At 45.2% G+C, this 20,571-nt stretch carries 18 protein-coding genes, 1 tRNA gene and 2 pseudogenes; 14 read left to right on the forward strand and 7 right to left on the reverse strand.

Features of this window, described 5'->3' with window-relative positions; translation table 11 throughout:
* Positions 1 to 172: 172 nt before the first annotated feature.
* Both L0G63_RS09975 and arfB read left to right on the forward strand, forming a co-directional pair.
* Positions 173 to 1,045: a CoA ester lyase gene (locus L0G63_RS09975; protein WP_301450513.1), complete on the forward strand. Its 873-nt coding sequence runs from the start codon at positions 173 to 175 to the stop codon at positions 1,043 to 1,045.
* Positions 1,046 to 1,103: 58 nt separating this feature from the next.
* A complete protein-coding gene (arfB, locus tag L0G63_RS09980) occupies positions 1,104 to 1,517 on the forward strand; it encodes an alternative ribosome rescue aminoacyl-tRNA hydrolase ArfB (RefSeq protein WP_301450514.1) in 414 nt (137 codons plus the stop codon).
* 33 nt (positions 1,518 to 1,550) lie between these two features.
* Here the strand turns inward: arfB and L0G63_RS09985 are convergent, their stop codons facing one another.
* A complete protein-coding gene (locus tag L0G63_RS09985; RefSeq protein WP_301450515.1) occupies positions 1,551 to 2,750 on the reverse strand; it encodes a sugar transporter in 1,200 nt (399 codons plus the stop codon).
* Between the two features lie 711 nt (positions 2,751 to 3,461).
* On the opposite strand from L0G63_RS09985, the gene L0G63_RS09990 reads away from it, so the two are divergent.
* Both L0G63_RS09990 and L0G63_RS09995 read left to right on the forward strand, forming a co-directional pair.
* Positions 3,462 to 4,094, forward strand: coding sequence for a hypothetical protein (locus tag L0G63_RS09990; protein WP_301450516.1), 633 nt, complete (start codon positions 3,462 to 3,464; stop codon positions 4,092 to 4,094).
* A 53-nt stretch (positions 4,095 to 4,147) separates the two neighbouring features.
* Positions 4,148 to 4,852 (forward strand): hypothetical protein, encoded by a 705-nt coding sequence (locus L0G63_RS09995; protein ID WP_301450517.1) that lies wholly within the window; start codon positions 4,148 to 4,150, stop codon positions 4,850 to 4,852.
* Positions 4,853 to 5,043: 191 nt separating this feature from the next.
* Here the strand turns inward: L0G63_RS09995 and L0G63_RS10000 are convergent, their stop codons facing one another.
* Positions 5,044 to 6,018 (reverse strand): alpha/beta hydrolase, encoded by a 975-nt coding sequence (locus L0G63_RS10000; protein ID WP_301450518.1) that lies wholly within the window; start codon positions 6,016 to 6,018, stop codon positions 5,044 to 5,046.
* A gap of 393 nt (positions 6,019 to 6,411) precedes the next feature.
* Here L0G63_RS10000 and L0G63_RS10005 point away from each other — a divergent pair, with 393 nt between their 5' ends.
* The 4 genes and pseudogenes from L0G63_RS10005 to L0G63_RS10020 all read left to right on the forward strand — a co-directional run bounded on the left by L0G63_RS10005 (position 6,412) and on the right by L0G63_RS10020 (position 9,430).
* Positions 6,412 to 7,068, forward strand: coding sequence for a hypothetical protein (locus tag L0G63_RS10005; protein WP_301450519.1), 657 nt, complete (start codon positions 6,412 to 6,414; stop codon positions 7,066 to 7,068).
* A 232-nt stretch (positions 7,069 to 7,300) separates the two neighbouring features.
* The gene (locus tag L0G63_RS10010; protein ID WP_301450520.1) at positions 7,301 to 8,446 is read left to right on the forward strand and encodes a siderophore-interacting protein; all 1,146 of its coding nucleotides are present in this window, start codon (positions 7,301 to 7,303) and stop codon (positions 8,444 to 8,446) included.
* Positions 8,431 to 8,676: pseudogene (locus tag L0G63_RS10015) on the forward strand (LysR family transcriptional regulator); the annotation flags it as partial. The gene L0G63_RS10010 and the pseudogene L0G63_RS10015, both read left to right, overlap by 16 nt.
* Positions 8,677 to 8,808: 132 nt before the next feature.
* Positions 8,809 to 9,430, forward strand: a pseudogene (locus tag L0G63_RS10020) (IS3 family transposase).
* A 140-nt stretch (positions 9,431 to 9,570) separates the two neighbouring features.
* On the opposite strand, the gene L0G63_RS10025 reads toward L0G63_RS10020, so the two are convergent.
* Both L0G63_RS10025 and L0G63_RS10030 read right to left on the reverse strand, forming a co-directional pair.
* Complete coding sequence (locus L0G63_RS10025; protein WP_301450521.1) at positions 9,571 to 10,815, reverse strand: HmuY family protein; 1,245 nt, start codon at positions 10,813 to 10,815, stop codon at positions 9,571 to 9,573.
* Between the two features lie 76 nt (positions 10,816 to 10,891).
* Complete coding sequence (locus tag L0G63_RS10030; protein WP_301450522.1) at positions 10,892 to 12,925, reverse strand: TonB-dependent siderophore receptor; 2,034 nt, start codon at positions 12,923 to 12,925, stop codon at positions 10,892 to 10,894.
* Positions 12,926 to 13,247: 322 nt separating this feature from the next.
* Here L0G63_RS10030 and L0G63_RS10035 point away from each other — a divergent pair, with 322 nt between their 5' ends.
* The 4 genes from L0G63_RS10035 (at position 13,248) to L0G63_RS10050 (ending at position 17,227) form a co-directional block, all read left to right on the forward strand.
* A complete protein-coding gene (locus L0G63_RS10035) occupies positions 13,248 to 14,393 on the forward strand; it encodes a ChuX/HutX family heme-like substrate-binding protein (protein WP_301450523.1) in 1,146 nt (381 codons plus the stop codon).
* Between the two features lie 61 nt (positions 14,394 to 14,454).
* Positions 14,455 to 15,285 (forward strand): hemin ABC transporter substrate-binding protein, encoded by an 831-nt coding sequence (locus L0G63_RS10040; protein ID WP_301450524.1) that lies wholly within the window; start codon positions 14,455 to 14,457, stop codon positions 15,283 to 15,285.
* Between the two features lie 74 nt (positions 15,286 to 15,359).
* Complete coding sequence (locus tag L0G63_RS10045; RefSeq protein WP_083603531.1) at positions 15,360 to 16,370, forward strand: iron ABC transporter permease; 1,011 nt, start codon at positions 15,360 to 15,362, stop codon at positions 16,368 to 16,370.
* Between the two features lie 26 nt (positions 16,371 to 16,396).
* Positions 16,397 to 17,227, forward strand: coding sequence for an ABC transporter ATP-binding protein (locus L0G63_RS10050; protein WP_301450525.1), 831 nt, complete (start codon positions 16,397 to 16,399; stop codon positions 17,225 to 17,227).
* A gap of 78 nt (positions 17,228 to 17,305) precedes the next feature.
* On the opposite strand, the gene L0G63_RS10055 is transcribed toward L0G63_RS10050, so the two are convergent.
* The 3 genes from L0G63_RS10055 to L0G63_RS10065 form a co-directional block, all read right to left on the reverse strand.
* Positions 17,306 to 17,476 (reverse strand): hypothetical protein, encoded by a 171-nt coding sequence (locus L0G63_RS10055; RefSeq protein WP_156923993.1) that lies wholly within the window; start codon positions 17,474 to 17,476, stop codon positions 17,306 to 17,308.
* A gap of 29 nt (positions 17,477 to 17,505) precedes the next feature.
* Positions 17,506 to 17,823 (reverse strand): hypothetical protein, encoded by a 318-nt coding sequence (locus L0G63_RS10060; RefSeq protein WP_301450526.1) that lies wholly within the window; start codon positions 17,821 to 17,823, stop codon positions 17,506 to 17,508.
* Between the two features lie 49 nt (positions 17,824 to 17,872).
* Positions 17,873 to 17,947: transfer RNA gene (locus L0G63_RS10065), tRNA-Gly, on the reverse strand.
* A 267-nt stretch (positions 17,948 to 18,214) separates the two neighbouring features.
* On the opposite strand from L0G63_RS10065, the gene L0G63_RS10070 reads away from it, so the two are divergent.
* Positions 18,215 to 19,885 carry an alpha-keto acid decarboxylase family protein gene (locus tag L0G63_RS10070; protein ID WP_301450527.1) on the forward strand — a complete coding sequence of 557 codons (1,671 nt, stop codon included), beginning with the start codon at positions 18,215 to 18,217 and terminating at the stop codon, positions 19,883 to 19,885.
* Between the two features lie 191 nt (positions 19,886 to 20,076).
* The gene (locus L0G63_RS10075; protein WP_301450528.1) at positions 20,077 to 20,412 is read left to right on the forward strand and encodes a GlpM family protein; all 336 of its coding nucleotides are present in this window, start codon (positions 20,077 to 20,079) and stop codon (positions 20,410 to 20,412) included.
* Positions 20,413 to 20,571 lie beyond the last annotated feature (159 nt).

The following is a 20,571-nucleotide window of genomic DNA, read 5'->3' on the forward strand; positions in this document are numbered from 1 at the left end:
TGTCCATTAGCGACTACCACCTACTTTTTAGCATGAATTTTGTCCATTACACCTATTTTTAGGGAGTTGCATAGCTACTCTTCCTACTTTGTCATTGAATAGACGGTTAGTGTGAAGTAAAAATAGGCGGCATCGTGTCATAATACTGTCAAATAATTAAAAGGCGTCAAGCATGGATTCAGTGACCAATCATCAAGTTAAAACTATTTCGCACAATAAAACATGGCTGTTCGTACCAGCGACGCGAGTCGATAGAATAGAAAAAGCCTTTACTAGTGGGGCAGATGCCGTCATCGTAGATTTGGAAGATGCCGTTGCCAAGCAAGACAAAGCGGCGGCTCGAGACGCATTAAAAAACTACTACGATGAGCAAAATGCAAAGCAAACTTATCGGCCCATTTGGCTGCGTATCAATCAAGCGGGTAGTGAGGAGTTTTTTAAAGACATTGTGCTCTGTCAGCAAATGCCTAACGTGGCTGGCGTGCTACTGGCTAAGGCTGAGCGCGCCGAAGATATCGAAAGTGTGTATCAGCTGATAGGTTTACCTTTAATCGCTTTGATAGAGAGTGCCATCGGGCTATACCAAATCGATAGCATGGCAAAAGCAGGCGGGCTGGCGGCGTTTAGCTATGGGTTTTTGGATCTGTGTAATGATCTACAAGTACAAGTAGGGACGCCATCAGCCGAGATAGTTGCCAATCAGATTCGCTATCAGCTTATTTTGACCTCAAAAGTACATCAGCTATCGCCGCCAATCGATACCATTTATCCTGATTTTAAAGATGAGTCAGGGTTAAGTAATCGAGTAAATTTGTGGTCAAAAATGGGTATGGCAGGGATGTTGTGTATTCATCCTAAGCAAGTTGCCACTGTGCAGCAGTACTTACATCCCACAGACCGTGAGCTTGAGTTTGCAACGCGGGTGATAGAAGCGTACGAGAAAAGTGGGCAAGCGGTATTTGAAATAGATGGCGAGATGGTCGATGCGCCAGTAATTGCGCGCAGTCGTCAACTTTTGGAGAGACAGCAGTTATCGGTAAAGTAGCAGGTATATCTATAATGCTTTATCATGAGCCATATCTACTCGTATATAAAAACACATTATGATTTTTATCAACAACCATATTAGCCTCGATGACAATGAAGTGGAAATCAGCGCCATACGCGCACAAGGCGCAGGCGGGCAAAATGTCAATAAAGTGTCCTCTGCCATCCATTTACGCTTTAATATACACACCTCAAGCCTGAGTGATGCGTACAAACAGCGCTTGCTAGATAGCAAAGACAGCCGTATCACCAAAGAAGGCGTGCTCATCATCAAAGCGCAGCAGTTTCGCACGCAAGAGCGTAACAAAATCGATGCATTTGACAGGCTACAAAGCTTTATCAATAAAGCCACGCATGTCAATAAAACCAGACGGCCGACCAAGCCCAGTCGAAATGCCAAACGCAAACGCGTCGATCAAAAAACTCAGCGCGGCAAAACCAAAGCCTTACGCGGTAAAGTGGATTTTTGAGGAAGTTGCTATTTAGTCACGAGCCACTAGCCATCAGCCAAGACGTTTACTTAACTCAGGGAAGCGCTTTATCATAAATAACATCAGCAGGAGCGCCACACTGGCAATCGCGGCGCCTGCGTAGCCCACGCTAGATAGTGAGATGTGCGTGACCGCGTACCCACCAAACAGCGCACCTGTGCCAATGCCCAAATTAATAATACCTGAGAACATCGACATCAGCATGTCCTGTGCATTGACATCGACCATAATGACTTTGGCTTGCATCGAGATAATCAGAAGCATCAGCGCGGTTCCCCACAGTATGGCGCTGATACCGAGCGCCCATACCGAGGTCACGGCAAATAGCAACGTCAGCATCGCAGCCAGTATCAGTATCGTCGACATCAGCATTAGCTGGGTATTGAATCTATCACCCCAACGGCTAAATATGATACTGCCCAAAATCCCAGCGGCACCAAATAGCAATAATACAAAAGTCGCCGCATTTTCACTGATGTTGCCGACCTGACGCATGAACGGCTCGATATAAGAGTAGGCCGTATAGTGTGCCGTAAAGACCAGTAAGATCAGTAAATACAGACAAACCAGTAAGGGGTTTTTGAGTAGCTCTGGAATTTTTCTAAAAGACCCCTCAAACATACTGGGCAGCGTGGGTAATAGCTTCGCTTGCAAAATAAAGACGACAAGCGCAATGACACCGATACCGCCAAATGTCGCCCGCCAACCAAACCACTGTCCGACCAAGCGTCCTAATGGCACACCGAGTACCATTGCAAGCGACGTTCCAGTTGCGAGCACACTCAGTGCCATGGCTTTCTTGCCTTTGGGGGCGACGCGGATGGCAATCGCTGCTGTAATGGACCAAAATATCGCATGAGACAGCGCAACGCCGACTCGGCTGATAAGCAGTACGTCAAAGCTCCAAGCAAAGACGGACAGCACGTGACTGGCAATAAAGACGGCGAACAGACCCAAAAGAAGACTTTTACGCTCAAATCGACTGGTCAGCAGCATCAGCGGCAATGACATCGCTGCCACAATCCAAGCATAGAGCGTCAACATCCAGCCCGTTTCTGCTGTGGTAATAGAGAAGTCTTGGGCGATATCGCTCAATAGCGCCACAGGGACAAATTCTGTGGTGTTCATAATAAAGGCACTGACGCCCATCAAAAATACTTGAAAATACTGAGTGCGGCGAGCGTTCGCGCTCGCCTCAAGGTTATGTGTCATAAAATCCAATACAAAGCAGGTGCTAGGGCGTGTCCCTAATTCAAACGTTTATCACTAAATGGGCTAAAAATGGCTAAATCTTTGCCAAACGGCGTCAAATAGCTAGTCAATATCTCCATATTATCTACGCTATTTTCTTTGTTTGTCTGTGATCGTTCTCATTTCTATCACTATTTTTAAAACAGGGACACGCTTTTATACAGCGGGTGATAAGTCAAAGTGGGGCAGGTATTTTGAGAATACAAGGGTTGCGAGGCAAGATAGCAAGCCGAGGTTGATTGTAAAAGTTGTTTTTTGATAAGAATTGTTAACTCAACGCTCAGTATGAACGCCCTAGAAAAGGGAAGTGCATGAAAAATAAGTAATAAATAAAGGTAATTTTAAAATTCAACATAAGATGCTTTTCATTTAAGAACCTAGTCGTGTACCAGTGAAAAATAACTCAACATAACGCTATTTATTTTATCGCATCTGTTGTGCTATCATCATTGAATGATCTATCGTGGGTTTAACAGTTTTGTTATCGCCGTCTGTGACAACAGTCTCATGGCAGCATAACAAACCTTGCAACTTCCAGCACGATATAAAATAACCTTGGTAAAGCGCATGAGCCTGTACTCCGACACCCTCATTTGTGCCTGATTTTTTGCCTATTTGGGCGTATTTCAACCTTTTTCGTCGGAGTTATAGGAGTCTGAGGTGTTCAATATCATGAGCCACATTGCTAACCAATCTCAATATACCCGCCGTTATCATCCACGCCATCTCTTAGCACACTATGTGATCAATCAGATAGCCACACTTGAGCTACGTTCGCAAGATATTGTCAGAGCGATGGGCTATCCTCTCAAGCACACCATTCCTGCCTGCGACCGCTTGCGCCATGTATTGTCCAATAAGCATCTTGGGCTTGATGGCAGCTATATGGACAAATACTTTACCGCAGATGAGTTTTTAGAAAAGCTATTTGCCGTACTTGAGATACCGTATCAGCCATTCACAGAAGATATTGCTCAGATTAAAGAGAACTTAACAAATGGCTCTACTACCTTGCCCAAATATAGCTTACGAGCTGAAGTAGATTTTACATTTACGAGCGGAGTAAACTGGATATCTTGCGGTGCGACGGCACGTTTTGCGCAAGTACGTTTGCCTGAGGGGTTTGCTAAGCTAGATGAGAGCGAGCGTGAGCTTGTGATTCAAGAAAGTATTTGTGAGCATTATCAGCTGTATGAAAACAGCTTGCCACATGGCGCTATCCTCAAAAGCTATCGATTAACGATTGAAGACGCGGACGTCCTCTATCATGCAGAGTATGGACTACCAAAATCTAGTAGCATCTAACATACTGTAAATATATGAGCAGTGTAATCATTTAAGCAAAAAGGCAGTCTCGAATGACCAAAGATAATCCATATAATTTCCTACCACTACAGCCCACTGGCAGAAATGAAACCGACACGGCGAATACCTATGCGCCTGAAGACATGATCAAGATATACGAGCAGCAGTTTCTCATTGAGGTGCCTGAAGACAAGTTGACGGAGTTTTTGCCAGCACTAAAGGCATTTTATGATATTGATAACCATACTTTGGATGTCAGTGCCGTTATTTTTGAGGCAATTGCAGACTCCTCTATCATTTATAATCACAAAATCAAAGTGGGTGGCTATCAACTGCTGGGCGGATTGATAGAAGAAGCGATTGAGTATGATGAAGACACTCAAAATGATGACAGCACTGCCAGCGAAGAGATTCAAGCTTATACACTAGAGTGCCAACGTAACTTTTTCATCAATGATGTGGAAATACCTTATCATTTCAACTTGTTTATCTATGGCGATGGCTACTCTACGTTGACCAAAAAAGACACCGTACTAGAAAGAATGTATTGGTTTGTGAGAGGTCGTTTTGAGGAAAACTTGTTGGACGACTCTGATGATAATGACAGCTTAGCATCTATCAACGAGCAGCTTTCGGATTTGGGCATTAGAGCGATGGATCTGACCACCATCGATGAGATGGTCAGCTATGTAGAAGCCAACATCATCGATGATGTCATGGTAGATGAGCTCAATCAGTTATTAGATGATGCCGAGTAGAGCAAACGCTAAAATGACAGTGCGCCATGCAGGTCAAATAATTGGGTCAAAGTGAATGAAAAGCTGCGTGACTGACAGAACTGACAGGCATTTTTTGCTTGGTCAATAGTGACGTAGCAAACAAGTAAAAAATAAATATATAAACATAATGATCAGTCACGCTTGATCAATGGGCGCTCATATCTTTGACATTAAAAGTGTTCTAAACTTTCTAATAATGAGGTTTTAAATACCTCGCCATGGGACTGCTCAAACGTTTGATAGCGACAGTTATCCTGAAAATAAGCACAGACTTCTTCAGCAAATGCCTGTTTGCTAAGAGGAGCACCCACCAGATTGGGCCGTTTGTCTGATAGGGCAGCAGTTTGTTTTGGCGATTGACTAAAACTGAGGCGCAATTGCTTGGTTTTGGCCAGTTCAGCCAGTCTCGATGGAGGCAGGTCTTGATATGCTTGCCAGTATTTTATCATCTCTCCTTCTTGCCACCACAGCGACGGATCAGCGCTAAAGTAATGTTGATAAGCATCTGGATGCGCAAATAAATTGTACAGCACAAACAAACCGCCGTACGAGTGACCCCAAAGCGCTTCTTGCTCGGGCTTGGTGCCCAACTGCTCATACACCCAAGGTTTTACTTGCTGCTCAATCGTGTCATAAAACTGCGCCGCGCCGCCATTCAATCTGTCTCTGCCATCTTCTTTAAAGAGATCTTTTTTACCTGCTGTTGCTGATAGCAACGGCGGGGTGTAATCGTATGCTCTGGCATCAACATCAAAACGATAAGGCGTCTGGTAACCAATGAAAACCAAGATGGGCGCGGACTCTTGCGGTGAAGCGTGAGAAATCGCACGTAAAAAATCTTTATCGAGGTCATCAATGGCGGCGTTACCGTCGAGCATGTAGATTACCTTGCCCGCGTTTTTTGGCGTCTTTATAGGGTGAGCATCAGCTTGCGTTTTAGGGATGCCCAACCACACTTGATAGTGGCGCGATTTGGCATAATTTTGCCATTGTGCTGATAATTCATTGTCTGTGCCTGAGACGGTGATATTAGGGGCAGGCGCGCTAAAAGTGTGATGGGTAAAATGATAGCCGCTGTCCTTTGCGTGCAACACACTCATATTGACAGGGGTTTCTAGATCGGGTTTGGCATGGCTTACGGACATGATGGCTCCTAGGAGGATAGCCGCTACTACAAGGTTTTTAAGGCGTGTTGACATTATTATCCTTTGTGATGAATTTGAGGAGGGCTGAGACACTGAGTGAGCGTTTGCAAGAATTGATAAAAGTAAAAGATAGACATTAATCAGTGCCAGTTGCTGGCGAGTAAGGATTGACAACCAGTTACAATGTCGTAATAATAATGCACATGATAATCATTATCAATATTATTTGTTAATGTCTTATCCTGTATGCTCAATCTAACCCATTATTCTATGAGATTCGCTTATGTCATATATCAGTCCAGCCTCTTTGGGGGAAACCTACTATCTAAAACCATACTCGCCTCTATTGCTGTCTTCTCTCTTGGGATAGCAGGGTGTCAAAGCACGTCCGCTGTGTCTGCACAAACGGCTGCCGCTCATCTGACGCCCACTGGGATTATGCAAACACAGAGCAGCTATGCAGACACGCGTTATTTAACCATTGCTGGCAAGGACTATCCTGTATCTGAAACCTCAGCGCGCATCGTAATTAATGACGCTAGCAACGCTCCAGAACTGGTCGATGATATATTTGATGGAAAGGGTAAAGCAGCTGTACCAGGTTATAAAGTCATGCTGATGAATCGTACCAGCTCAATTGCTGCTGAAGCACGAGCGCTGGATAATGGCAAAGTGATGGACAATCGCATGATTCACCGCGGTAGTAAGTCGCTCGTCGGTATCCCTGTCGTTAATGGACAAGCTCAGCTTAAGCAGGCGCAGTTATTAGACTTTGACATTATTTATGATGATTTGTCTAAAGCAGTGATCAAAGGGGAGGTCGTCAAACCGCGCGGTACGAAGCTGACCAAATCAGACACCGCGGTGACTGATAAAAAAGTGGTGTTGCGCTCACTGACGCTACCCAATATTGCCAGTGGTGAAAGCGCAGGTGGCGGCATTGATTTTGAGGCCAGTGCCTTGATAGATGGCAAAGTGGTCAAGACTGGGGCAAACAGTGCGTTTAATATTTTTTATACCACTACGGCTGATAAGGCCAAGGGGTTTTAGAGTAAACCCTGCAAATAGGGTCGTCTAACAGATGCCGCTAAAAAAATCCTAACAGACTCTGGTCTCTGATAAGAGACCAGAGCGTTTTCGTTTGTCTTTAGCGTTATTGGATACGCCTTTATTTTTAGCACATCCATTTTTAGTACAACAATGAGTAGATAAGACGCCCGAGTGACTCAAGCGCCTTATCGCGTCTTTTTTATACCATCAATTTTAAAATAAGGGGTCGGTTATGTCCCAAATCTGTGATAGCGTTTATACTGATAAAGTACCACTGCCCGTGGCAACCAAAATCAAGTTTATGAATCATGTGAATGACGAGCATCAAGATGAGCTGGCGATGTTTGTGGAAGCCTTTGATGATACCAAGGTTGGTGACGATCTGCTGGTTCAGATCGCAGAGGTTTATCATGATGGGTTGTTATTACAAACCTGTAAGCATCCTTTAGAAAAACTATCAATAGACAATCCAGCACATTATCAGGCTCGATCTGAAGCGGCAGCGCTCGATCGTTATTTTATTGCATTTGATGACTTTGTTGATGAGACTGTCACCATTAAGTCGCAATACATTCACCTATTGCAAGTGGCGGCAAAAAAGCTTGGTAAACTTGCAATAAAGCAGCAAGAGCGTGACTTCACGGTGATTGATGGGTATTATGCCAGTCCAAATATGTTTCGGTTGGTGATCGGCGCACCGAGCGACACGCCACTGAATCATGCCGGCTACGCGTATCTGTTTGAGCTGACTGCGGACACCCAAAAGAGGGATCAAACTATCAGTGCATCAGCAAAACTGCAGCGTTATTATACGCTCAGAAAAGCGTGGCAAGATGCCAATAGCCAAACGGTCTATGGCTGGGTTGATACCTATATTCATGGAGATACGCCAGGGGGTAACTGGGCAAGAGCATTACAAGCTGATAGCAAGATCAAAAGCGTGCGTGATTATCCTGAAAAGGTTGCCCATCTTGAGACCGGACAGTGTTTGCTGATCTGTGATGAAACCTCAATGCCGACCGTGGCCAATTTGTTAGAGGTTTGGCAAAATCCGATAGCGCCAATTGTCATTGCTGTCACCAATGATGCCGCAGATATTGACTATTTAAACAATCTTGAGCTGAGCGCATCATTAACAAAAACCACCAACTTTAAACAAACCAACATCCGCCATATTGTAAACTCATCCGCCATAGACCTTGCTCAGGTCATCTCATCGACAATAGATATATTGTTCAGTGAGTTGTCCCTCAGTATTGATAAGGTGTGGGGCGCACTTGAAGCGTCTGATGCCAAAACGTTGAGACGTCAGCTCAAAGCTCAATTTGGCTTACCTCGGCAAGACATGGTGATGAAGGTCTATTGGCGATCGTCCTAGAAGGCAGATATGAAGACAGAGACTCAGACCCATTAGCGTTTAGAAGATATCCTTCAACAACTGCGTTACCGTGTTTTGAGACAGCGGCGCGGCGCTTGAGCTTTACTCTTAATCATGCTGCACAAGAGATGCATATGACTCAAAGCGCCATCAGTAAGCAAGTGGCTCAGCTGGAGGAGATGCTAAACTTATCACTTTTTTATCGTACACCGCATCGAATATCTCTCACACCTGCTGGCAAGACTTACTATCTTGAGGTGCTGGGGATTCTCAAACATATCGAAGCGGCCACGACCAGTCTTATGTCAAACAGTGACAACTCAGAAGTGCTAAAAATTGCTTTACATCCAACGTTTTGCGCGCTGGCTGATACCGGCACTGGCGGGTTTGGTCAAGCCTATCCGCTACTCAACCTAGACATCAAAGAACACAAAACCCTCAACGAGTTAACCGCAGAATATGGGGTTCATGCAACCCAAATCAGCAACTGGAAAAAGCAGGCTTTGGCAGTTATTCCTACTGCATTCAATACCAAACAGCAAGCCAACGAACAAGCCCAGCAAGCTATTATCGATGAACTACATAGGCAACTAGGGCAAGTCATAAGTGAAAGAGACTGGCTTAAAAAAAGTCCTCACAGCTACCCTGAGCACTTGTAAACAACTGCTAGAACCTGATAACAAGGGTTTTAGTACACCAAGACCCCATTTTATGGGGTTAAACGCATGACAGCGTATTTGAGGCAACTATGCTATCAAGTGGGAGAAAAGCGAGTTAGGCGATTACTACGGCAAATGGGACTAGACGCTATTTATCAGCATCTATTTGCGACAGTTTGAGACAGTCAGTCAGGCAAGAGCAGGTTTGAAAGAGTATTTCGAGTTTTACAATCATGAGCGTTTATATCAGTCGCTCGATTACCATACTCCTGCACAACAGGTTTATCTGGCTAACAATAGTTCGGATAATGAATCGTTTTATTAACCCAATTCTATCTTAATTTTATGATAATTTGGTCTAGACATTGGGGAGTACTTTAAACTTAAACACCAGCCATAATAACTATGGCTGGTGTTTTGCTTATATGAAGTTGTATTTTTAATAAACCTGATGACTTATCTTATTTATTCAGCAGGCTGGACATCAAATTTAAATACCCAAGAGGTGGCTTTGGTGGTGGTAGCATCAGGATAATTAATCTGTGTCAGACGCATGCGCGCATAACTATCACCACTGTTTGAGCGGATCAGCGCGCCTTGAGCTATGTCATCAGGTTTTGCACTGAGTTGATGAGTCATGCCATTATAAGTGTACCAGCCAAAATCGAGGTTTGGATAAGTGCCGGTGTAGCCCGGGTTTAGATCTGAGCTGTCGCTATCCACCATCCAGCTGCGTGCTGATTTTGGCGTATCAAAGTCTGTGACATTCAATAGATTGGCAAGGCTTTGCTCTTTATTGTCAGTCATGAACTTAGCTTTGATAGGCTCGTCTTTATCATCATAGTAGCCGTCTGGAGTATTGGCGACAAAACCACCGACCTTACCGGTACCGGACGCGCCGCCATTTAGTTTGACACTGTCACGCCTAAATGCCACCTGCCACTGTTTTGTAGCATCATCAACGATGTTACCCGTTTTTAGATTCAGATAAGTCCACTCCGTGTTGCTAGTGGCGTCAATGGTCTTGGTTTTGACTTGATCGGCGCGCGGCATTGCGGTATCAATCCAGCGCACGGTTGGGTGGCCAGATACTCCAGCTTCATTGTAGTAGTTGATAATCTGCATGGCATAAATAGGCTGCTGCACACTGCTGGCAGTGGCCGGATCGGTATGGTCTGTTGTGATAAGGTACACGCGGTTATTAGGATATAGCTTATGATTTTCTGCAATATTATAAGCGTACCATGAGTCACTATCAAAAATACCGCCGCTGTTATCTTCGTTATAATGGTGCGTGATGTCACTATTGGTTTTTGGGTCTTGCATACCGTTGTTATAAGCGCTTAGCTCTGACCAATCCATCAATCCAAACACGCCGCCATCACCGTCGCCTGAGCTGCCACTGTTTGACCAAAGACTGACCCCGCGTTGTTGATTATCAAATTTAACGTCCCACGTGGCGCTACTACAGTCCACCTCGCTATCACTGTCAAAATCAAAACAAGTCTGCACATTAGGGTTGAGACTCGCGCCACTGATCGTCCATTCAGCGCTTTGACTAAAGCTCGCCGTAGCCGTGGGTGGTGCCGTAGTTGAACCGCCACTACTACTGTTATCGCTATCACTACCGCAGCCGGTTAGCGCAACTAATATGGCGGCACTGAGTGCGCCTAAGGCAGATGTTTTGGTCAGGCGTAAATAAGATGACATAAAAAGCTCCTGTTGAATAAAACGATGATATTAAGTAAAACGATGAAAGTAAGGGTTAAAGATTTTGTGATCCAGCTTATTGCCAGTTAAAACGTGCGCCAATTAGCCACTCACGGTTGTCAATCGGGCGATAATCACTGGTATCGCGTACATCACGCTGGGTATCAAAGATGTTATTCACCGCGCCATACAGACTAAAATTATCATCAATCTTGTAGTTCAATTGACTATCAAGCGTCCACCATGATGGTGAGTAGGACTGCGCGTCAGTATCAATCAGCTGCTTAGACTCGTAGTTCAACCTAGGAATAAGCTGCAATGTATCACTCAATTGATAATCGAGTGCCAGCATGACTTTATGATTAGGACGGTAAGTTAATTCGCTGTTGGCGCTCTCATTTTTGGTTTTTAGATAGGCGTATGTGGCTTGTAGGGTGGCGCGATCATCCACTTGCCAATCGATGCCAATATCGCCGCCATAAGTGTAGGCACTATCGATATTGGTATATTGAAAAATACGGATGCCATTTTCGATAATGGCGTTTTCGTTATCCGTTTGGATTAAGTCCTCCACATCGTTATAAAAGCCGTTAATGGATAGGTTTAAATCATCACCAATCTGCCCTTGATAACCGACTTGATAGCTCGTTGAGGTTTCAGGTTGTAAGCTAGGGTTGCCCATGACTTTATAGCCCAAATTACTGTGGTCAAAGACGTAATAGCGCTCTTTTAAGTTGGGCACACGGTAGCCGCTGCCGACGCTGGCGCGAAAGATATGATCGCGTCCACTTGCGTCCGTACGGTTGTATTTGACAGCTACTTTTGGTGCCACATGATCGCCAAAGTCTTGATCATCTTGATAACGAATGCCCGTGAGTATCTCCCAATGAGCACCAATCAGCCAGTCATCTTGGAGGTATAGCTCGCCCATATCACGGCTGACCTCATCGCTGATAAGCTCGCTGATACTGTTTTTGGTTTGAGATAGGGTGTCGCGCTGCACCTGTCCGCCTACTTGCAATAAGTGCATATGCGCACCTGAATCGATGGCTGGTAAATCAAGCTGCACCTGACCTAGCGCGGTGGTGATGTTTGTATTTCGCGCTGATGCAAGCACCTCATTGGATAGGGTATCTGAGTCGCTTTGATAGTCTTCATATAATGCTTGCGCAGATAACTGATAGGTTTGCGTATTTTCATTGAGATGAATATCAGTGCTACCACCGATGCTGATACGATCCTTGTTAATCGACTCCTCACGCTGCTGCGGCAAAATATTTTGCGCCACACGGAGATTAAAGCGGCTGGTATCGTCCTCACTATAGCGGCTCGCCTCAGCCCACAGCTTTGAGTGCGTAAGCATAGTACGATCATCAGGGGTATAGCTGAGACGTCCTGTTACCTGCGTTTGTTCGCTAGCGTCTTTGATTCGTGGCCAGCGCGCGGTATCGGTATTTAGGCCATCATCATCTAAATAAGAAGCAGACAGACGGGCCTGCAGGCGCTGCGCTGGATCCAGTGCTCCTTCGATGCCGGCAGCGATAAAGCGTTTATTGGCATCAATATCATTACCTGAAGGGTTTTGATCGCCATTGGTGGCAAGCTCGGTATTGACATAAGCTTTGGTTTTGTTAATAGGTTTGGTAATAATATTAATCACTCCGCCCATTGCTGCACTGCCAAATTGCGCGGATGCCGCTCCTTGAACCACCTCAATTTGTTCGATATCCATGGTCATATACTGATTGAGATTGACTGTCGAGCCTGTACTGGCGGTGATAGGCAGACCATCAATCAATACTAAAACCTGATCGCCTGTAAAACCCTGCATACTGACTTCATAGCCCGTCTTGCCATGTACTTGCTTGAGATAAACGTTAGGCAATAATTCTAGCGCCTCTTTTAGGGTATGCGCATGATTATCCTCGATTTGCTTGCTGCTAATGACATCTACTTTGACAGGGGCGTCGCTAAGAGCTCGGTTTGAACGGGTGGCAGTTACCACAATAGGATCAAGTACGGTGCTAGGCATGGCGCTATTTGCCAAGCTTTGCTCGCTATCAGCAAGACTATTGAGCTGATAAGGATCTGCTGCTTTCGCGTTTGCCATTATCGTGACGGCTAATACAAGCGTTATAGCGGCACTCAAAGGCTTGTAAGAAACTTTAAAAGTATTAGATATTGGCATAAGTTTACACAGTAAGGATAAGGAAGTTTGAGTAAATATAAGTTACATAATTCTTAGTTTTGAGTAACAAAGTAAGCATAGATTAATACAAATGAGATTGGTTATCAATGAGCAAATAATAATTATTATCATTTACAAATAAAAAAAAGTTGGTCATAATGCGTTTTGTCAGTGAGCGCTCCGGCATTTTATTAAAAAAGCATAAAGACGCCGCTTTTATATTTGCTTAATAGAGGATACGACCATGACTCACCCCATTCAGCTTGGCCAAAAAGACTTGGTACTTTGGCAGGCCTACCAAGATAAAAAAACGGTGACACCGATGTTATTTCCGACCGAAGGCGCGGCGGTATTGGGTGTAAGCGAGTTTGAGCTGTTACTTGCCTCACCGCATAGCCAATATATTGGTGGCCAATGCAGAGCAGTGCTTGAGCAGCTAGAGAATTTCGGTGCTGTTGAGAGTATCGTACGTAACGCCTTAGCCGTCCATGAAAAAACCGCACCATATCACAATCTAAAACTTGGAGAAAAAAGGGGCATTGCCCTCAATGTTGGTGGTTTAGATTTGCGTTTTTTTATGGGACGCTGGCAGCATATGCTTGCTGTGACAGATCTTAGCAAGAGTGATAAGCCCTCTTATAGCATTCAGTTTTTTGATGAGCAGGGCGCTGCGATCGATAAGGTGTTTTTACGCGATTTAAGCGATGACAATATCGCGCGTTGGCAAAAGTTAGTCGATAAGCATGCGCAAGCGGTCGATATAACCGAGCTGACGCTTGATGAGGCAACCGTACCCAAGACTTGGCAGTATAACGAATTGAGTGATGATAACCGTGACAAGTTGCAGCGTCGATGGCGCAAGATGACGGACGTCCATCAGTTTTATCACATTTTAAATAAGCTTGAGGTTGATCGCGCCAGTAGCTACCGTCAAGCGCCTACAGGGTCTGCATATTCGCTCAGCCTTGATGCGATGAGTGCTGTTTTTGAGCAAGCGCGTGATAGCGAGTGTCCTATTATGATATTTGTTGGCAATTCAGGGCTGGTACAAATTCAAACCGGTACAGTAAAAACCATCAAACGCATGGGCGACTGGATCAACATCTTAGATAAGAGTCACAATAACTTCACTTTGCACCTAAAAGACAAGCAGCTGGCGCAATTGTGGTGCGTCAAGCGTCCAACGTCTGATGGTATCGTCACGTGTATCGAAGGTTTCGATCAGTTTGGCAGTAGTATTTTGACTGTATTTGGTCAGCGTATGGAAGGCACTAGTGAGCTTGCAGCATGGCAAAAAATCACTGCTGATATTGTGGCTAAATTCTCACAAGGGCTGAATGCAGAGGCGCAGCATACTGCCATGCACAATAATCCGGCGCAGCCTGCTTAATGAAAGGGCTGTTAGCCATTCATGACTCCTCTTTTATGATTCACAGTTACAAGGAACGTTTATGTTCGCGCAATTATCATCTTCTTTTTCTCGCTCCCGCCTCATATCATCTTTTTTTGTTGGCAGTATCTGCGCGCTGACTGCCTTATCGGCACAAGCTTATGAGCGCATCGTCGCCATGAGTCCTGATGTGGCAGATATCATCGTCGCACTTGGTGCGACCGACAAGCTGGTGGGCAAAGATGCGACCAATAGCCATCCTGCCTTAAAAGATGTGCCAAAAGTGGGGATGCACCGCAACATTACCGCAGAGTCCGTGTTGGCAGTTAAGCCTGATTTGGTACTTGGTAGTTATATGGTGCAGCCGGTTAGTGTCTATCAGCGCCTCAATGACTTAAATGTCAAAGCCGCTAACGTAGCGCCAAAAGAGGGCGTCGATTATTTTGCCAATAGCATCAAAGCGACAGGTATCTATATCGGTAACCGCAGTGAAGCTGAACAACTTGCAGATCGTTGGTCTCAGGACATGCAGCCGTTAGCAAAAACGGGCAAACGCTATATCTTAAGCTATGATGGGCGCATTGTCGCAGGCAAAGGGACGGTGGGGGATGAGCTGATTCGCCGGGCAGGCGGGATTAATGCGGCGAATGTCTCAGGACTCAAACCTATGTCGCGTGAAGGCTGGCTGGCTGCCAAGCCTGATGTGATTATCATCGCCGATCATAATCAAAAGATCATCGGCGGCGTCAGTAAGTTTAGTAAGCGTCCTGAGATTGCCGTAAGTAATGCCGCCAAAAATAATAAGGTTGAGTTTTGGCCTGCCGATAAGTTTTTACGCTACGGCCTAAACTCTCCAAAGGCCATCAAATCGCTACACGATATGGCAAAGTAGCGGGCACTCTAAACCTCTACTGTCATGATTCATCGGTTTAACTCCTCATTTATCACGCTACAGACGATATCCTTATGTCAAACAGTGCCACTTCCAAAAGTCAGAGTCGCTCTCATGTCGGCGCGTTGAATATACCCTCTAAATATAAGCAGAGCGTCTACTATGTCTTAGCAGCTCTAGCGTCATTGCTGCTGGTTTGGTTGGGATTGGGTATTGGCTTTGGTGAGTGGTCAAGCCCGGTGCACTTAGATGAGACCATTTGGCAATTGCGCTATCCGCGTGTGGTTACAGCGTTGCTTGTTGGTATGGCACTATCGGTGAGCGGCGCTGCATTGCAAGCATTATTTGAAAACCCGCTGGCTGATCCAAGTCTTATCGGTACCTCAGGCGGTGCGGCACTGGGCGTGGTGCTAGTGCTTGCTTTTGGGGTCAGCGGTATTGGTATTCCCTTTGCCGCCTTTATGGGTAGTGTGATTGTCTGTTTGTTTATCCTAGGCTGTCATAGGTTTTTGGGCGGCGGTCAGATGGGGCTACTGATTTTAGGCTTTGTCATTAGTGCCTTTTGCGCGGCGGTGGTGAGCCTAATCTTATTTATGTCTGATGATATGGTACTTAGGTCCGCGACCAACTGGCTATCAGGTAGTATGGCAGAAGCAGGCTTTGTGCCGCTACGTTATTCGATTATCTCTATGGTGCTAGGACTCATTATTTTACTGCCTTTGGGTCGTCAACTAGATGGGTTAATGCTAGGTGAAACAACGGCAAAATCTTTAGGGATAAAGGTTGGCTTGAGCCGCTGTCTGGTAATTATTGCCTCAGCTTTGTTAACGGGAGCAGCAGTATCTTTGGCCGGAGTGATTGGCTTTATTGGCATGATGGTGCCCAACTTGCTAGCTATCTTGTTTGGCGGTGGACGGATGCGGCTAATGATATGGTCGGGCTGGCTGGGCGCGATGCTGCTACTCGTGATTGACGGTATGGCACGGCATGTGGCTTATCCAATAGATGTGCCCGTTGGCATTGTGCTGGCGCTGTTAGGCGGCCCGTTTTTTATCTGGCTGTTTGTACGTAGTAGCCGTCGTTAATCAAGTAATTATCAAGGATGCCCTCTATGTTCAATTCAACTGCTACGGCAGCTACAACCACTACCATAGACTATCATGAGCATGAAGATAATACTGAGCTGCTACGCTTACAAGGTATTCATATCGCTCATGGCGCTAAAGTGCTATTAAGCGTCAATTCGCTGACGCTACCTAGCCACAAGTTAGTGGCTTTTATTGGCCCTAATGGAGCGGGAAAAAGCACTTTGCTACATGCTATATTAGGGCAGCATACCGGATCAGGTCTTAAAACTGATGGACAGATTAGCGTTCATGGTCAGCCCATTGATGAGGTCATGCGCCATGGTCATATCGCTTGGGTCGGACAGCATGAGCGTTTTGAGTTGCCATTGACCGTATTAGATTATGTGCTGCTAGGCGTATCCCCTAATCTAGCTTGGTATCAACGACCAAAGGCTCAGCACGTGAGTCAGGCTAGACGCTTGCTTGAGGATTTTGAGCTATGTCATTTGCTATCAGCGCGAGTACAGACTCTATCAGGGGGCGAAAAACAGCGTTTAGCTATCGTGCGCGCGCTGATGCAAGACACGCACATTATGATGCTCGATGAGCCAACCAACCATTTAGACATTCGCCATCAGCGTTTTTTATTAACCTATTTGCGTGATCTGGCGCGCCGTCAACATAAAAGCATCTTAGTCGTATTACATGACTTGACTCATGCACATCGCTATGCCGATGCCGTTGTGCTATTACATAATGGACAAGTTGTGGCTCAAGGCTCGCCTAATGCGGTTATGGATAGCGAGCAATTAAGCGCGGTTTATGATGTTGATATAAAGGCGCATCAAACCGAGGACGGCGTGCTATTTGTTTAGCAAATAAAGCAGAGTAAATAAAAACCTCCTTCTCGCTAGAGTAGGAGGTTTTTATTTACACTAAAGTGAATATTAAATTTAGCGGCGTCTATCACGATTGCGCCGCTCTTCACGCCGAGCTTTGCCTTTCGGGCTGACACGATAAGTTAAATAGCCAAAAAATACCAGAACGATAATAAAGGCGACTATATATAAAAATATAGAGCTGCCAATAAACAACGATGCTGCAATCACAGGGGTAGCTTCCATGTCAGGTTTCCAATTAGTGCTTTTGATTATTATGCAACGGCGGCATCACCTTGTAAAGTAAACAAATTTAACTGAGAGATGAGCTCAAATGAGCGTAGACGTGCTGCTTGGTCATAGACGTTAGCGGTAACAATCAGCTCGTCAGGTTGGTAGTGGTCGATAAACTCAGCAAGCTTTGGCTGAATCGTCTCCACAGACCCGATAAATGACACAGACAGCGCATTATCAACCATCGCTTTCTCGCTTGGACTCCAAATAGAGCTCATATCGGCAACAGGTTTTGGCATTTGACCTTTTTCACCGCGGCGTAGGCGTACAAAACTGAACCGCCCCCGAAAAATGGACAAAAAAAAGCCTCACTGCTCGTATAAAGAGAAGTGAGGCTTTTTAAATATTTGGAGCGGGATAAGAGATTCGAACTCTCGACCCCAACCTTGGCAAGGTTATGCTCTACCACTGAGCTAATCCCGCTAAATCATCTGATAAACAATCTATCGTCTAGATGATGACGAGGTATTATACGCAGTTTTTTTGATGTGTCAACACTTAGAGCAAAAAAAATTAAAGTTATTAAAATAGGCGTATTCTCTGCTTACAAATGTATGTTATAACGGTTTATTATAATATGTATTCCAAAAGATTTGTGATCCATAAATAAGCTGGGATGCCTCTTATAATTCCATTTTAATTACATTCACAATTATCAATACTTACAAAGATAAGGTATAGGGATAAAAAATGAGTCAACAGTATACCATCGCTGATTATTTGTTTGATCGTGTTGCAGAAGCAGGGGCTTCTGAGATATTCGGCGTACCAGGTGATTTTAACTTAACCTTTTTGGACAATGTTCTCGCCTCTGAGAAGCTGCGCTGGGTGGGCAATACTAACGAGCTAAATGCAGGTTATGCGGCTGATGGCTACGCCCGCGAGCGTGGATTTGCTGCTATGGTGACCACTTTTGGTGTTGGCGAGCTGTCAGCGATTAACGCGACCGCAGGCTCTTTTGCCGAGTATGCGCCAGTACTGCATATTGTGGGTGCGCCAAGTACCGCGTTACAAGATGCCAAACGCCGTATTCACCATACGCTTGGCGACGGGGTATTCAACCACTTTATCAAAATGGTTGAGCCTGTCACGGTAGCCCGCGCGCAACTGACGCCTGAAAATGCCGCCTCAGAAATTGATCGAGTAATTCGATTGATTCTCAAAAAGCATCGCCCAGGTTATCTGCTGCTATCACCTGATGTTGCGCGTCAGCCTATTTATCCGCCAACCACCAAGCTTGATGACAGCCAAGAAGACATCACAAGCCAAGCTGCGTTGTCGGATTTCAAGCAAGCGCTAACAGAGTTTTTACCAAACAAAACCACAACGCTAATGGCAGATCTCATGGTGCATCGCTTGGGACTACAGCCGCAGCTCAAAGCGTTGATTGCCGATACTGACGTGCCTTATACCACGCTATCGTGGGGCAAGACGCTACTTGATGAGAATAGCGAGCGCTGGGCAGGGACTTATGCAGGCGTTGCCTCGCGTCCCATTGTCAAAGACGCGGTAGAAAACTGCGAATGTCTGATCAAAGTAGGGGTGCAATACACCGATACGACCACCGCAGGGTTTAGTCAAGATATCGATGAGGACGCGGTGGTCGACCTGCACTATGAGCGTGCCTCTATCAGTGGTAAGAATTTTGCCCCGATTGCATTAAAGGATGCGTTACAGACGTTGCATGAAGTCATGACCTCTGGTATCAATGTTGTACCCAAACCCTTTTGTGAGCCCGTCAAGCCGCATGAGCAAAACGGCAAAGACGATGAAGCGATCCGCCAAGATGATCTTTGGCATATTATCGCTGATCGCCTAGACCATAATAATTTGGTGTTCTCTGAGCAAGGTACCGCCTATTTTGGTATCAGTGATGTGCGTTTGCCAGAAGGGGTGACCTCCTATGGGCAGCCAATGTGGGGCTCGATTGGCTATACATTACCAGCAAGCTTAGGTGCTGCTATCGCGTCACCGAATAAACGCAGCGTTGTACTGATTGGTGATGGCTCGGCGCTCTTGACGGTTCAAGAAATGGCGGTCATGATTCAAGAGCGTATCAATCCAGTCATCGTCCTAATCAATAACGACGGCTATACCGTAGAGCGTACGATTCATGGTGAAAACCAATACTACAACGATATCCCAAAATGCGATTGGCAGATCATGCCAAAAGCGTTTGGCGCAACCGAAGCGAATAGCTTACTACTCAAAGCAGAAACAGCAGGTGAGCTAAAAGCGGCTTTAAACAAAGCTGCCGAGACTACCGATAAGCTAGTAATGATTGAGGTCATCGCAGATAAGCATGATATACCCCCATTGCTAGCAGACATCAGCGCGGCACTAAAGCCAAAAAAGGATTAAGTAATTCGTAAAAGCTTTCTTAATAAAAGTACTAGCCCCATTTAGCAGCGTAGCTAAATGGGGTTTTTTGCATTTTTTTATCACATGGGTCAATTAATCAGCGATGCCTCTTATGTCAGTTTGTAGACTCTAGTATGATGGCTGATTGGGCTATGTTCAGCCCGTCATACTCAATAGGAGAGTGATCCATCATGATCTGGCTAAAAATGCTCATTGGCGCTTTGATGGTATTGGCAATTCAATTATTTGCACAAACGCGATTTTTTTATCTGGCGGCGCTTGCACCTCTTTTCCCCACGTTTACGCTCATCAGTCACTTCATTGTTGGTACTGAGCGCAGTCCTACTGATTTAAGGGTTGCCCTGATATTTAGTATGCTGGGTGTGATACCGCATTTGATTTATACCTTGGTGGTATTTTTTAGCATCAGTTATATGAGCTTATATAAGGCATTATTGTTAGGCGTTGTCGCTTGGACAGTAGCCGCCGTCATTTTGGTACTGACATGGCAGTACATTCAGGGCTAAATAGTCAAGCGTAACTATTTAAATTTAATTGTGTAGACCTAAATACTGTCAAAAGGCAGCATAAAACAATGGTTAAATAAACGTCATAAGTTCATAGGTACGCGCTAGGGTGTGTTGACAATTACCGTAAATGGATAATCGTCGCTGCTAAATAGATAT

Source organism: Psychrobacter sp. (assembly GCF_030454045.1).
In the GTDB taxonomy this organism is placed as follows: Bacteria; Pseudomonadota; Gammaproteobacteria; order Pseudomonadales; family Moraxellaceae; genus Psychrobacter.

Excerpts from the sequence above, each read along its gene's own strand:
- arfB (WP_301450514.1), top strand. The coding sequence starts at position 1,104 with ATGATTTTTATCAACAACCATATTAGCCTCGATGACAATGAAGTGGAA.
- L0G63_RS10050 (WP_301450525.1), top strand. The coding sequence starts at position 16,397 with ATGTTCAATTCAACTGCTACGGCAGCTACAACCACTACCATAGACTAT.
- L0G63_RS09995 (WP_301450517.1), top strand. The coding sequence starts at position 4,148 with ATGACCAAAGATAATCCATATAATTTCCTACCACTACAGCCCACTGGC.
- L0G63_RS09990 (WP_301450516.1), top strand. The coding sequence starts at position 3,462 with ATGAGCCACATTGCTAACCAATCTCAATATACCCGCCGTTATCATCCA.
- L0G63_RS10035 (WP_301450523.1), top strand. The coding sequence starts at position 13,248 with ATGACTCACCCCATTCAGCTTGGCCAAAAAGACTTGGTACTTTGGCAG.
- L0G63_RS10075 (WP_301450528.1), top strand. The coding sequence starts at position 20,077 with ATGATCTGGCTAAAAATGCTCATTGGCGCTTTGATGGTATTGGCAATT.
- L0G63_RS09975 (WP_301450513.1), top strand. The coding sequence starts at position 173 with ATGGATTCAGTGACCAATCATCAAGTTAAAACTATTTCGCACAATAAA.
- L0G63_RS10010 (WP_301450520.1), top strand. The coding sequence starts at position 7,301 with ATGTCCCAAATCTGTGATAGCGTTTATACTGATAAAGTACCACTGCCC.
- L0G63_RS10040 (WP_301450524.1), top strand. The coding sequence starts at position 14,455 with ATGTTCGCGCAATTATCATCTTCTTTTTCTCGCTCCCGCCTCATATCA.
- L0G63_RS10045 (WP_083603531.1), top strand. The coding sequence starts at position 15,360 with ATGTCAAACAGTGCCACTTCCAAAAGTCAGAGTCGCTCTCATGTCGGC.
- L0G63_RS09985 (WP_301450515.1), bottom strand. The coding sequence starts at position 2,750 with ATGACACATAACCTTGAGGCGAGCGCGAACGCTCGCCGCACTCAGTAT.
- L0G63_RS10025 (WP_301450521.1), bottom strand. The coding sequence starts at position 10,815 with ATGTCATCTTATTTACGCCTGACCAAAACATCTGCCTTAGGCGCACTC.
- L0G63_RS10070 (WP_301450527.1), top strand. The coding sequence starts at position 18,215 with ATGAGTCAACAGTATACCATCGCTGATTATTTGTTTGATCGTGTTGCA.
- L0G63_RS10000 (WP_301450518.1), bottom strand. The coding sequence starts at position 6,018 with ATGTCCGTAAGCCATGCCAAACCCGATCTAGAAACCCCTGTCAATATG.
- L0G63_RS10055 (WP_156923993.1), bottom strand. The coding sequence starts at position 17,476 with ATGGAAGCTACCCCTGTGATTGCAGCATCGTTGTTTATTGGCAGCTCT.
- L0G63_RS10030 (WP_301450522.1), bottom strand. The coding sequence starts at position 12,925 with ATGGCAAACGCGAAAGCAGCAGATCCTTATCAGCTCAATAGTCTTGCT.